Source organism: Thermomonas sp. S9 (assembly GCF_024704365.1).
In the GTDB taxonomy this organism is placed as follows: Bacteria; Pseudomonadota; Gammaproteobacteria; order Xanthomonadales; family Xanthomonadaceae; genus Thermomonas.
On record NZ_JAJDFY010000001.1, the window covers coordinates 457,121 to 469,661 of the forward strand.

The following is a 12,541-nucleotide window of genomic DNA, read 5'->3' on the forward strand; positions in this document are numbered from 1 at the left end:
GTCCGGCACCGATTCCACCGCCATCGGGCGCAGCCCCAGGCGCGCGAACAGGGCTTGATCGTGCGCGGTGTCGGGGTTGCCGGTGGTCAAGAGCTTCTCGCCGTAGAAGATCGAATTCGCGCCGGCCAGGAAGCACAGCGCCTGCAGCTCGTCGCTCATGGTTTCGCGCCCGGCGGACAGGCGCACCATCGATTTCGGCATCAGGATGCGGGCCACGGCGATGGTGCGCACGAACTCGAACGGATCCAGTTCGACGGTGCCATGCAGAGGGGTGCCTTCCACCTGCACCAGGCGGTTGATCGGCACCGAGTCCGGATGCGCCGGCAGGTTGGCCAGGGTCTGCAGCAGGCCCGCGCGCTGATGGCGCGATTCGCCCATGCCCACGATCCCGCCGCAGCAGGTCTTCAGGCCAGCGTCGCGCACGTGGGTCAGGGTGTCCAGGCGGTCCTGCATCTGCCGGGTGTGGATGATGTCGCCGTAGTACTCGGGGTCGGTGTCGAGGTTGTGGTTGTAGTAGTCCAGCCCGGCGTCTTTCAGCGCCTGCGCCTGCGCGCCGCTGAGCATGCCGAGGGTGGCGCAGGTCTCCAGCCCCAGCGCCTTCACCGCGCGGATCATCGCCGCCACCTTCGGGATGTCGCGGTCCTTCGGGCTGCGCCAGGCCGCGCCCATGCAGAAGCGGGTGGCACCGGCGGCCTTGGCCTGCCTGGCGCGCTCGGCCACCGCCTCGGTCTCCATCAGCTTGGTCGCCGCGACGCCGGTGTGGTAGCGCGCCGCCTGCGGGCAATAGCCGCAATCCTCCGGGCAGCCGCCGGTCTTCACCGACAGCAGGGTGGAGACCTGCACTTCGCTGGGATCGAAATGCTGGCGATGCGCGCAGGCGGCGCGGTGCAGCAGTTCGGGGAAGGGAAGCGCGAACAGGGCCTCGACTTCGGCGCGGCTCCAGTCGTGGCGGTTGGGGAAATCGGCGACTTCAGGCATGGGGGTTTACCGACGGACGGACGATGGGCAGGCCGGCAGTCTGGAGCGCATGCCGATCACCGTCAACCAACCCTGCGCACCGAAAGTTGACGATGCCTCGCTGGGCTGGCTGCTGCCGCCGCGCTGCGTGGTGTGCGGCACGCGCGGAATGCCGGGGTGCGATCTGTGCGCGGACTGCCTGGCCATGCTGCCGCCGGCGCGCCAGGCCTGCCCACGCTGCGCCTGTCCACGTGCTGACGGCGCGCTGTGTCCGGAGTGCCGGCGGATCGCGCCCGATTTCCCGCTGGCGCGGGTGCGGGCCGCCTTCGCCTACGCCTTCCCGCTCGACCTGCTGCTGCCGCGGCTGAAGTTCCATGGCGATTTCGCCGCCGGCCAGGTCCTGGCGCAATGCATGGCCGCGCACTTTGCGGCCGCACCGGCGCCGCAGGCGCTGCTGCCCGTGCCCCTGCATCGCGCGCCTGCGGCGGCGCGGCTACGACCAGGCGCTGGAGCTGGCGCGGCCGCTGGCGCGCGCGCTCGGGCTACCGCTGCGCACCGATCTGCTGCAGCGCGGCCGCGCCACCGCCGCGCAGACCCGGCTGGACGCCGCCGCCCGCCGCCGCAATCTGCAGGGTGCATTCGCGGTCCGTGCGCGTGCACCGCTGCCGGCACACGTGGTGCTGCTGGATGACGTGATGACCACCGGCGCCACCCTGCACGCCGCCGCTGCCGCCCTGCGCGCGGCCGGGGTGGCCCGGGTGGAGGCGTGGGTCTGTGCGCGGGTGGCGTGAGCAGTGCGGCGGATCAGGCGGCGAGCGTCTTCGCGCGCAGGGCAAAGTCCAGTGCGATGCCGGCGAAGAGGGTCAGGCCCACCCAGTGGTTGTGCAGGAAGGCGCGGAAGCAGTCGGCGCGGGCGCGGCTGCGTGCGATCCCGAACTCCCAGGCCACCAGCACCACCGCCACGCCCAGGCCCGCCCAATACCACGGCCCCATGCCCGCGCTGCGCCCGGCCAGCGCCAGCGCCGCGAACATGCCGGCGTACAGCACGCCCTGCGCGATGAGGTCCAGCTCGCCGAACAGGATCGCGGTGGACTTCGCGCCCATGCGGATATCGTCCTCGCGGTCCACCATCGCATACCAGGTGTCGTAGGCGGTGGCCCAGAAGACGTTGGCCACGTACAGCACCCACGCCAGCGGCGGCACGCTGCCGGTCAGCGCGGCGAACGCCATCGGAATGCCCCAGCCGAAGGCCATCCCCAGGTACACCTGCGGCAGGTAGGTATAGCGCTTGAGGTAGGGATAGCTGGCGGCCAGGAACACCCCGATCACACTCATCCATACCGTCAGCCGGTTGAGCGTCAGCACCAGGGCGAAGGCGACCAGCATCAGCGCCGCGAACACGGCCAGCGCCTCGCGCGCGGATACCGCGCCGGTCACCAGCGGCCGCGCGCGGGTGCGCTCCACATGGCCGTCCAGCCAGCGGTCGGCGTAATCGTTGATCACGCAGCCGGCCGAGCGGGTCAGCCACACCCCGAGCGTGAATACCAGCAGCGGCCACGCCGGCGGCATGCCCTTGGCCGCCATCCACAGCCCCCACCAGGTCGGCCACAGCAGCAGCAGCCAGCCGATCGGGCGGTCGCCGCGCACCAGCCGCCAGTACTGGGGCAGGCGTTCACGCCAGAGGGCAGGAGCGGTCAGTGCAGGGCCGTTGCGGTCGTTCATCGCGGTCGGATCAAAAAGGCAGCCGCCATCCTGCCAAATCCGCAACCGACAGCCCACTGTCAAATGGCCGCAACCCGGGGACGGCAGGCTGGCGTGACTGTATCTTTGGGCCTACCTGCCGATGTCGCCGCTGCTCGCCCTGGCCATGCTCGCCGCGCCTGCCTGCCCGGTGCCTGCCGCATTCCCGCCGGAGCCGGCGCGCGCCGCGCGGGTGCTGGTGTACGGCCACCGCGGCGCCAGTGCGCTGCGTCCGGAACACGCCCTGGCCAGCTACGCCAAAGCGATTGCGGATGGTGCGGATGCGATCGAGCCAGACCTGGTCATGACGCGCGACGGGGTGCTGGTGGCGCGCCATGAGAATGAGATCGGCGGCACCACCGACGTGGCGGCGCATCCGGAATTCGCCGGGCGTCGCACGACCAAAATCATCGACGGTGAAGCCGTCACGGGCTGGTTTACCGAGGACTTCACCCTCGCCGAGCTGAAGACCCTGCGTGCAAAAGAGCGGTTGCCGGAGCTGCGCGGCACCGCCTGGGACGGCCAGTTCCAGGTGCCAACCCTGGACGAAATCATCGCCTTCACCGCGGCCGAGGCTGCTGCGCGCGGGCGCACCATCGGACTGGTGCCGGAGCTCAAGCACTCCACCTATTTCCGCGCCCACGGGTTGCCGATGGAGGAGGCGCTGCTCGCGGTCCTGCAGGCGCATGCCTATACCCGGCAGGCGCCGGTGGAGATCCAGTCGTTCGAGATCGGCAACCTGCGCGCATTGCGCCAGACCTTGGGCCAGGCGCATCCCAACATCCGTCTGCTGCAGCTGATCGACGATCCGGAGCTCAAGCCGGGCGACGTGCTGGCCGCCGGCGGCGCGCTGACCTATGCGCAGATGCTGGCGCCGGTCGGCCTGCGTGAGATAGCCCGGTATGCCGATGCGATCGGCCCCGACTACCACGCGGTGATCCCGTTCGATGCCAATGGCTGCCTCGGCGCACCGACGCCACTGGTGCGCGATGCGCACGCCGCCGGGCTGGAGGTGCACGTCTACACCTTCCGCCCGGAGAACGTCTTCCTGGCCCGCCAGTTCCGCGAAGGCGACAGCCCGGCGACGATCCCGGCCAACGGCATGGTGCGCCAGATCCGGCATTACCTGCGCACCGGGATCGATGCGTTCTTCACCGACGATCCTGCCGGCGGCCGCCGCGCGGTGGATGCCGGTCCGCTTTCCCCTGCCAAACGCTGAGCCTCCCATGCCCCGTTTCCCGCGTCGCCTCACCGTGCGCGCCGCCGCGTGCCTGCTGTCGTGTCTGTGCGCGCTGGCCGTGCTGCCGGCATTCGCCGCCGGCCGCCCGGTGCTGCTGGTGTCGATCGACGGCCTGCGCCCGCAGGACGTGCTGCAGCCGCCGCCGGGCGCGCCGCCACTGCCGCAGCTGCGCGCGCTGGCGCGCGAGGGCGCCTATGCCCAAGGCGTGGCCGGCGTGCTGCCGACCCTGACCTATCCCAGTCACGTCACCCTGCTGACCGGCGCCGCGCCGCGCACCCACGGGATTGGCGGCAACCTTACCTTCGACCCCTACAACAAGAACCAGCAGGGCTGGGCCTGGTATGCCAGCGACATCCGCGTGCCGACCCTGTGGCAGGCCGCGCACGCCGCCGGCCTGCGCACCGCCAACGTGCACTGGCCGGTGAGCGTGGCCGCGTCCGGGCTGGACGCCAACCTGCCGCAGATCTGGCGCACCGGCACCGACGACGACCGCAAGCTGCTGGCCGCGCTGGCCACGCCCGGCTTGCTGCCGGTACTCGAAACGGAGACCGGCATCGCCTACCCACAGGGCATCGACGAGTCGCTGGAGGCCGATGTGCAGCGTGCGCGCTTCGCGCTGGCGTTGATCCGGCGCGACCACCCGCAGTTCATGACCGTGTACTTCGCCGCGCTCGACCACGAGGAGCATCTGCACGGCCCTGGCTCGGCGCAGGCCTGGCAGGTGCTGCAGCGGATGGACGCGATCGTCGGTGAACTGCGTGCGGCGTGGCGGCAGGCGCATCCGGACGGCGTGCTGGCGCTGGTGTCCGACCACGGCTTCACCGATGTCGCGCACGACGTGAATCTGTATGCCCCGTTCCTGCAGGCCGGGCTGATCACACTGCAGGACGGCCAGGTCAAGGACTGGCGGGCGATGCCGTGGAACCAGGGCGGCAGCGCCGCGATCGTATTGCGCGATCCCGCCGATGCCGCGCTGCGCGCCAAGGTGCAGGCGCTGCTGCAATCGTTGAAAGCGGATCCCGCGCTGGGCATCGCGGCGGTGCTCGATCGCGCCGAGGTCGCGGCCAAGGGCGGCAGCGAGCGCGCCGAATGGTTCGTGGTGTTCGCACCCGGCTACGAAATGGCCGCGCGTCCGGATGCGCCGCTGGTCGGACCTGCGCAGCGGCGCGGCATGCATGGCTACGATCCGGCCCGGCCCGACCAGCGCGCCAGCCTCTATCTCGCGGGGGCGGGGATCGCCGCGGGGCAGGACCTCGGCGAAGTGGACATGCGGGCGATCGCGCCGACCCTGGCGGTGCTGCTGGGTGTCGCCCTGCCGTCGGCGGAGGTTGCGCCGCTGCCGCTGCGCCCGCCGTCATCGCGCTGACGCACGCGCGTCAGCGTTCCTAAACACGGGATCCACATCCTGCCGCCCACGCGCCGGCATCCACCGGTCGCGCGCTCGTGCGCTCCATTCCCCGCATCCGATTCCCACGCCATCCACTCCAGGGGTTCCCTCCACATGTCCGCCCAACTGCTTCCCCGCCGCCGCACTGTGCTCGCCATCGCGCTGTTGGCTGCGCTGCATGCTCCCGCCTTCGCCGCCGAACCCGTGGACGCCGAGGATGCCGCCCGCGATCGCGTCGCCAAGCAACTGGACACGGTCTCGGTGATCGGCCAGGGCAATGCGCGCCAGGTGCACCGCATCAGCGTGCAGGAAACCGCGCTGCAGCCGCCCGGCGCCAGCCCGCTGCAGGTGCTGGCGGCCAAGCCCGGCGTGCACTTCGTCGCCGCCGACCCGTTCGGCAACTACGAGTGGTCGACCCGCTTCAGCCTGCGCGGCTTCAACCAGGCGCGGCTGGGCTTCACCCTCGATGGCATCCCGCTGGGCGACATGAGCTACGGCAACAACAACGGCATGCACATCAGCCGCGCGATCATCGCCGAGAACCTGGGGGGCGCCGAGCTGGCCGAAGGCATCGGCGCGCTGGGCACCGCCTCCAGCAGCGATCTCGGCGGCACCGTGCAGTTCTTCTCCGCCGACCCCCGCCCCGATTTTGGTGCCACCCTCGCGCAAAGCGTCGGCAGCGACGCCGCCCGCCGCACCTTCCTGCGCCTGGATACCGGCAGTCACAAGGGCTTTTCGATGTACCTGGCCTATGTTTATGCCGACGTGGACAAGTGGAAGGGTGATGGCCGCCAGCAGCAGCAGCAGTTCAACGCCAAGGCGGTGTACGAGCTCGGCGAGGACAGCCGGATCGGCGCCTGGTTGGGGACGTCCGATCGCGACGAGCAGGACTACCAGGACCTGTCGCTGGCACTGACACTGACCCGCCGCAACGGCTGGAACTGGGACAACTTCCGTCCGGACTGGGCGCGGGCGGTCAGGGTTGCACAGCAGTACCAGACCACCGGCAGCGTCAACGATGGCAATGTGCAGAGCGTGGATGACGCCTATTACGATGCGCGCGGCCTGCGTCGCGACACCCTGGGCAGCGTGTTCGGGGATTTCGCGCTGGGCGACGGGGTGCGCCTGAAGGCGACCCTCTATCACCACGAGAACCGCGGCCAGGGCCACTGGTTCACCCCGTATGTACCGTCGTTTCCGGGTACATCGCAGCAGACCCCGATCTCGATCCGCACCACCGAGTACGGCATCAACCGCAGTGGTGCGGTCGCCTCTCTGGCCTGGGAGCTGGGCATGCACCGGATCGAGGCCGGGCTGTGGTACGAGGATTCCGGCCACAACGTGCAGCGCAATTTCTATTACATCACCGGCCCGCTCGACAGCAGCTACTTCCTGCGCAACCCGAACCTGCGCCAGTTCAGCCTGCATTTCCAGACCACCACCCGCATGGTCTACCTGCAGGACAGCCTGAGCCTGCTGGATGGCCGCCTGCGCGTGGACGCCGGCTTCAAGGCGCTGGACGTGCAGACCGACGGTCGCCCGCTGCCTGGCACGCTGACTTACGGCACCGCGGGGTCCTATGCGACCGGCACCTTGACCGCGAAGAAAAACTTCCTGCCGCAGCTGGGGGCCAGCCTCGATCTCGGCGACGGCTTCGAGGTGTTCGGCTCCTATGCCGAGAACATCGCGGCCTTCCAGCCCGGCATCACCAGCCCGCTGGCCACCACCCAGGTCGCCTTCGACACCTTCGCCCGCAATCTCAAGCCGGAGGAGTCGCGCACCTTCGAGGGCGGCCTGCGCCAGGTCAATGCGCTGTTCGAGGCCTCGCTGGCCCTGTACCACGTCAAGTTCGACAACCGCCTGCTGGTGATCTCGCAGTGCGCCGGCATCGTCGGCTGTGCCAACGCCTACGCCAACGTCGGTTCGGTCACCAGCAAGGGCGTGGAGCTGGCGATGAACTTCAAGCTCGCCCCGGACCTGCGCTGGAACAACGCGCTGGCCTTCAACCAGGCGCGCTACGACAACGACTACGTGAGCGGGCTGGACGGCAATGGCAATCCGGTCATCGTGCCCATCCGCGGCAAGGCGGTGGTCGACAGCCCCAAGCAGCTGTTCAGCAGCAACCTGTACTGGACCCCGGGCCCGTGGGAGCTGGGCCTGTCGGCCCATTACACCGGCAAACGCTACTACAGCTACCTCAACGACGCGGGCGTCCCCGCGTTCTGGCTGTTCAACGGTGTGGTCGGCTACGACTTCGGCAAACTCGGCGCCGCCGAGGGCGTGAAGCTGACCCTGAACGTGACCAACCTCGCCAACAAGCGCTACTTCTCGACCATCGGCTCCAACGGGTTCGTGGTCAGCGATCCCGACGGCAGCTACCAGACCCTGCAGGTCGGCGCCCCGCGCGCCCTGATGCTGACTGCCAGCGTGCGCTTCTGACCGGTCCTGCAAGCAGCCCCGCCTCCGTCCGGACGCGAGCCGGGCGGAGGCGGCCCCGGGCAGGCATGTCATCGAACCCGCGTTTCATGCCAGAATAACCGGCCGCGATGCCCGCCATCGCGCACCGCGCGCCTGTAGCTCAGCCGGATAGAGTAGTGGCTTCCGAAGCCATTGGTCGGGGGTTCGAATCCCTCCAGGCGCGCCAAACCCCCTGTGACAAATCTGGGACAGATCTGGGACAAAACCTGATCGGGTTCCCTGCCCGGATTGAGTAAAGGCGCGCCATGCCCAAGCCCATCCTCCAGATCCGGGTCGAGCTCCAGGAAATCGAACCACTGGTCTGGCGCCGCCTGCAGGTGCCGGGCGACTACACCTTCTGGGACCTGCACGTCGCCATCCAGAGCGCCTTCGCCTGGACCGACACCCACCTGCATGAGTTCCGGCCCTGGGGCCAGCGCGACGGCACGCCGCGCTTCGGCATGCCGCTCGACGACTTCGACGACAACCCGCCCCTGCCCGGCTGGGAACACCGCGTGGCCGACGTCCTGACCCGTGCCAATCCCCGGATCGAGTACGAATACGACTTCGGCGACGGCTGGGAGCACACGGTCGTACTCGAGGAGATCCTCGAGGCGGCACCGGGCAAGAAGTACCCGCGCTGCACCGCCGGCGAGCGCTCGGCGCCGCCCGACGACTGCGGCGGCCCCGGCGGCTACGAAAGCCTGCTCGAAACCCTGGCGGACCCCGAGGACCCGGAGCACACGTCGTCCCACGTCTGGGCCAGCAGCCAGAAGGGCCGGCGCGGCAAGTTCGACCCCGAGGCCTTCGACGAGCAGCAGGTGAAGTTCGCCAACCCGGCGCCTCGACTCAAACGGCTGCTGGCGTACCTGGCATCCCGGCGTTGACGGCCGGCCCCGGCTATCGGGGGCCTGCGGCGTCTCAAGAAGCGGAGCCACGACGCCAGCGAGCTCGGCCACTACCTCGGCAAGCCCAGGCGCCTCCAGCCGACCCCTTTCGAGGAAGGCCCGCCATTGCTTCTGCTTGGCGCTGTCTGAGGCGAACGCCTCCGTCAGCCCCACCGGCAGGGAACCAGGCATTGGGGTGTCCCGTCGCGCGAACGTGGCGGACACGGCGTTTCGAAGCACCGTCGGATCGAGCCGGCCCTCCTGGGCCAGGCTGAGCAGATCGAAGTAATCCTTCATCCGGCTGTTGGTCATGCCGAGCACGACGATCGCCTCCAGCTTCTCGGCGAAGACGGTTTCGCGCGGATAGATGCGCAGCGAGGGCACGGGCAGGTCATCGAGCAGGGTCGGCAGTTCGGCGTCCTCGGGCCCAGGCGTCACGGCATCCCCGAACCCGATATCCCACTGGATTAGACACTCCGCCGATCCGAGTCGTGCTCTCAGGTTCACGCGCAGCCCGTCGTAGCGCGCCGTTTCCCGGATCTCGCTGACACGCAGGCCCGCGAGGTCGAAGGCCAGGCCGTCGTCGACCTCAAGTTCGCAGAGTTCGCGGACGATGGCTTCGATCCGCGCCGGATCCGCCGCGCCAAAGCCCAGGAAGTCCGCGTCGCGCGTCGGCCTGTGCTCCTGGTCGAACCAGTGCCGGAAAAGCATGGCGCCCTTGAGCAGGAAGTCATCCCGGTGGCGCGAGATCGAGAGCCGATACAGGAGACGCTCGACGGCGTATCGATCGAGCGTGAGCTGGAACTCCTCGCCCGACGTCTTCGCATGGTTCAGCAGCCGCTGGCGGATCGAATCGACGCGGGCTGGCGAGGGCGCACTCATGCCACCGATTCCAGATAGGGACGCATCACGTTCGCCATCCGAAGCTGGCTCGCCAGCCGCCAGAGTTCGTCGTTGCTCGCCCGACGCTCGCGGCGCAGCTGGGACAGCGCCTCCAGCGCCACGTCCAGGCCAATCCTGTTGCGGAACTTGAAACAATCCACGACGGTCCGTGCGACCCCGGTAACCCGAAGCGGCACGCCATCGCGGTCATGGGTTTCGATCCCGGCCGAGAGGCCGGCACCCGAGTACCGAACGACCCGCAGCGAAGGCCAGTCAAGCTTGGGCGCGTGCCGGCCGGCGGCAATACCAGCCAGACCGAGTGCGGTGCCTGTGTCGTGAGCCCGTGGAAGCGCAGCGCCGTCAGGAGGCAGAAGAATCCGTCGGGCACGCGGCGCGCGACGATCTGCAGCCCCTCGTCCGCCGACGGCGCCCGACCGGGCAGCGAGTAGACGCCACGCGCCAGCCTGACCAGCTCACCCCGTTGCACCAGGCGCGCGATCTGGGCGCCCTCCAGCCCGGCGGCCCGGAGGTCGCGGGCCCGGGCACTGCCCTGAGCTTCGAGCAGGTGCTTGGCTTTGGCGTGGGGATCCATGCCGAAAGATTGTTCCAATTCGGCAATCAAAGTCAATTATGTGTGCGATTTTGTAACGTTCGCTGTACGCCCCGGGAGGTAGCCTCTACTCCATTGACCGTGCCGCGGAGAGCTTTGGGGCGAGGCGCCAAATGGCCTCAAGCGAACTCTTTGCAGGTCGGGCATGGCGCGTGCAGAAGCCGGCCAGATCGCTTCGAGCGAATGGAGATGGTCTGTAATCCTTTGCCGTCACTGGGATTCCACGCCTTCCGAAGCCCCTCCGGGCGCGCCATCTTCGATGGCGCTTCCTGCGTGATTTCCGGCCCGCGCGCGGCCCGCGCGCAGGCGTTCGCGTTCGCGCGAAGCTGGCGCTTCGCAGGTGCGTCCGCTCACCCCTCCGGGCGCGCCATCTCCGGTGCCGCCGCGCTTTGCGTGGCTCCGCCGGCCTTCAGGCGCGGGCCTGGTGGTGCTGGACGAAGGCGATGAAGTCCTGCGGCGGCAGCGCCGGCGACCAGTGGAAGCCCTGGCCGCGTTCGCAGCCGAACGCGAGCAGGCGCGCCAGCGTCTGCGCATCTTCCACGCCCTCGGCCACCACCTGCAGGCCCAGGCAGTGGCCCATTTCGATGATCGCGCGCACCAGTCCCTCGTCGTGCGGGTTGCTGGTCATGCGGCGCACGAACGACTGATCCACCTTCAGCCGGTCCACCGCGAAATGGCGCAGGTAGCCGAGGTTGGAATAGCCGGTGCCGAAGTCGTCGATGGCGATCTGCACGCCGCGGCTGCTGAGCCGCTGCAGCACGTCGCCGAGGTAGCTGGCGTCGGCCATCAGCAGGGATTCGGTCAGCTCCAGCTCCAGCGCCTGCGCCGGCAGGCCGCTGCTGGCGAGCGCACGGGCGACATCGCGTTCGAGCCCGTCGCGGCGGAACTGCACGGCCGAGACGTTCACCGCCACGCCCAGCGCGCCCAGGCCAAGCTCGCGCCAGGATTGCGCGTCCAGGCAGGCCTGGCGCAGCACCCAGGCGCCGAGCTCGTGGATCAGGCCGCTGCGCTCGGCCACCGGGATGAAGCGCGCGGGCGAGATCCAGCCGTGTTCGGGATGCCGCCAGCGCAGCAGCGCTTCGGCGCCGACGATGCGCCCGCTCGTCAGTTCCAGCTGCGGCTGGTAGTGCAGCATCAGCTGCTCGCTGCCCAGCGCGCTGCGCAGCCCGGACGCCAGGTGCAGTTGTTCGACCACGCTTCCGTTCATGCTCGGGTCGAAGAACCGGAAGGTGTTGCGGCCGGCGTCCTTGGCCCGGTACATCGCCATGTCGGCGTGCTTGAGCAGGGTGCCGGTATCGCTGCCATCGCGTGGCGCCACCGCGATCCCCAGCGAGGCGGTCACCAGCACGTCCACGCCTTCCACCGGGAAGGCCTGCCCCAGGCGATGGGTCAGCTTGGCCACCGCCGCGACGATCGCGTCTTCGTCCGGCAGATCTCCGAGCAGGATCAGGAACTCGTCGCCCGACACCCGCGCCACGGTGTCGGATTCGCGCACGCAGTCGCGCAGGGTATCGGCCACCTGGCACAGCAGCGCATCGCCGGCGATGTGTCCGAGCGAGTCGTTGATGGTCTTGAAGTTGTCCAGGTCCAGGAACAGCACCGCCACCATGCCGCCATTGCGCCGGGCCTGGGTCAGCAGGTGGGTGAGCCGGTCCTTGGCCAGCGCGCGGTTGGGCAGGCTGGTCAGGCTGTCGCGCTGGGCGAGGATCTCGATCTGCGCGTGCGACTGTTCCAGCGCCTCTTTTTCTTCCTCCAGCTGGCGCACGGTGGCGTCGAGATCGCGCACGATCAGCCACACGAACAGGGCGGTGACCGTCAGGATCAGGCCGATCACGAAGGGCCGCCGCCAGTCCATCGGCACCAGCGGCTGGCTGACCACCAGCCCGCCCTGGTGCAGGAAGAACAGCGCGACGATCGCGGCCAGCACGACCGCCGCCAGCCCCAGGAACATCCGGCGCGAGCCGAACATGCCCGCGAACAGCAGCAGCGCGGGGAGCGCCAGCACCGCCTCGTCGTACAGGCCCTGGTTATGCACTATCAGCACGATCAGGCCCAGCAGCAGCGACACCGCGGCCAGCGCGACCGCGCCCCGGGAGGAGCGATGAGCAATCGGCAGCGCCACCAGCAGCAGGCTGGCGATCAGCCCTTCCAGTGCGGCGGTACGCATCGCGCCGCTGGCCAGGTTGATGCCGATCACCAGCGCGAAGGCACCCACCAGCAGCCACAGCATCTGGCACAGCCGGCGCCGCTGGCGGGCGGCAAGCGGATCGGGCGGCGCGTCGGGCAGGCGCGGTGGGATGGGCATGCGGTCGATGGGGGAAGCCGGCGTGTTCAGTCTGTTTTTCGGCCACGTCGCCGGTAGCTGAAGCTACGCGGGTGGG

Annotated in this window: 7 protein-coding genes, 1 tRNA gene and 3 pseudogenes; 6 read left to right on the forward strand and 5 right to left on the reverse strand. The window is 69.4% G+C overall.

The window, feature by feature from the left end; all coding sequences use genetic code 11:
• Positions 1 to 21: 21 nt before the first annotated feature.
• Positions 22 to 978, reverse strand: a pseudogene (gene bioB / locus LJB71_RS02225) (biotin synthase BioB); the annotation flags it as partial.
• Between the two features lie 49 nt (positions 979 to 1,027).
• On the opposite strand from bioB, the pseudogene LJB71_RS02230 reads away from it, so the two are divergent.
• Positions 1,028 to 1,748, forward strand: a pseudogene (locus tag LJB71_RS02230) (double zinc ribbon domain-containing protein).
• Between the two features lie 13 nt (positions 1,749 to 1,761).
• Here the strand turns inward: LJB71_RS02230 and ubiA are convergent.
• Positions 1,762 to 2,679 carry a 4-hydroxybenzoate octaprenyltransferase gene (ubiA, locus tag LJB71_RS02235; protein WP_259302931.1) on the reverse strand — a complete coding sequence of 306 codons (918 nt, stop codon included), beginning with the start codon at positions 2,677 to 2,679 and terminating at the stop codon, positions 1,762 to 1,764.
• A 121-nt stretch (positions 2,680 to 2,800) separates the two neighbouring features.
• On the opposite strand from ubiA, the gene LJB71_RS02240 reads away from it, so the two are divergent.
• From LJB71_RS02240 to LJB71_RS02260, 5 genes are all read left to right on the forward strand, one after another.
• Positions 2,801 to 3,916 (forward strand): glycerophosphodiester phosphodiesterase, encoded by a 1,116-nt coding sequence (locus LJB71_RS02240; protein ID WP_259302932.1) that lies wholly within the window; start codon positions 2,801 to 2,803, stop codon positions 3,914 to 3,916.
• Between the two features lie 7 nt (positions 3,917 to 3,923).
• The gene (locus tag LJB71_RS02245) at positions 3,924 to 5,303 is read left to right on the forward strand and encodes an ectonucleotide pyrophosphatase/phosphodiesterase (RefSeq protein WP_259302933.1); all 1,380 of its coding nucleotides are present in this window, start codon (positions 3,924 to 3,926) and stop codon (positions 5,301 to 5,303) included.
• A gap of 135 nt (positions 5,304 to 5,438) precedes the next feature.
• Positions 5,439 to 7,763, forward strand: a complete 2,325-nt coding sequence (locus LJB71_RS02250) for a TonB-dependent receptor (RefSeq protein ID WP_259302934.1) — start codon at positions 5,439 to 5,441, stop codon at positions 7,761 to 7,763.
• Between the two features lie 128 nt (positions 7,764 to 7,891).
• A tRNA-Arg gene (locus LJB71_RS02255) sits at positions 7,892 to 7,968 on the forward strand.
• A 79-nt stretch (positions 7,969 to 8,047) separates the two neighbouring features.
• Positions 8,048 to 8,668 carry a plasmid pRiA4b ORF-3 family protein gene (locus LJB71_RS02260; protein ID WP_259302935.1) on the forward strand — a complete coding sequence of 207 codons (621 nt, stop codon included), beginning with the start codon at positions 8,048 to 8,050 and terminating at the stop codon, positions 8,666 to 8,668.
• A 105-nt stretch (positions 8,669 to 8,773) separates the two neighbouring features.
• Here LJB71_RS02260 and LJB71_RS02265 read toward each other — a convergent pair.
• From LJB71_RS02265 to LJB71_RS02275, 3 genes and pseudogenes are all read right to left on the reverse strand, one after another.
• A pseudogene (locus tag LJB71_RS02265) lies at positions 8,774 to 9,550 on the reverse strand (nucleotidyl transferase AbiEii/AbiGii toxin family protein); the annotation flags it as partial.
• Positions 9,547 to 9,711, reverse strand: coding sequence for a hypothetical protein (locus tag LJB71_RS02270; RefSeq protein ID WP_259302936.1), 165 nt, complete (start codon positions 9,709 to 9,711; stop codon positions 9,547 to 9,549). The gene LJB71_RS02270 and the pseudogene LJB71_RS02265, both read right to left, overlap by 4 nt.
• 858 nt (positions 9,712 to 10,569) lie before the next feature.
• Complete coding sequence (locus LJB71_RS02275) at positions 10,570 to 12,465, reverse strand: EAL domain-containing protein (protein ID WP_259302937.1); 1,896 nt, start codon at positions 12,463 to 12,465, stop codon at positions 10,570 to 10,572.
• Positions 12,466 to 12,541 lie beyond the last annotated feature (76 nt).

Bases quoted from the DNA above. Each gene is read 5' to 3' on its own strand.
- ubiA (WP_259302931.1), bottom strand. From the start codon at position 2,679: ATGAACGACCGCAACGGCCCTGCACTGACCGCTCCTGCCCTCTGGCGT.
- LJB71_RS02240 (WP_259302932.1), top strand. From the start codon at position 2,801: ATGTCGCCGCTGCTCGCCCTGGCCATGCTCGCCGCGCCTGCCTGCCCG.
- LJB71_RS02245 (WP_259302933.1), top strand. From the start codon at position 3,924: ATGCCCCGTTTCCCGCGTCGCCTCACCGTGCGCGCCGCCGCGTGCCTG.
- LJB71_RS02250 (WP_259302934.1), top strand. From the start codon at position 5,439: ATGTCCGCCCAACTGCTTCCCCGCCGCCGCACTGTGCTCGCCATCGCG.
- LJB71_RS02260 (WP_259302935.1), top strand. From the start codon at position 8,048: ATGCCCAAGCCCATCCTCCAGATCCGGGTCGAGCTCCAGGAAATCGAA.
- LJB71_RS02275 (WP_259302937.1), bottom strand. From the start codon at position 12,465: ATGCCCATCCCACCGCGCCTGCCCGACGCGCCGCCCGATCCGCTTGCC.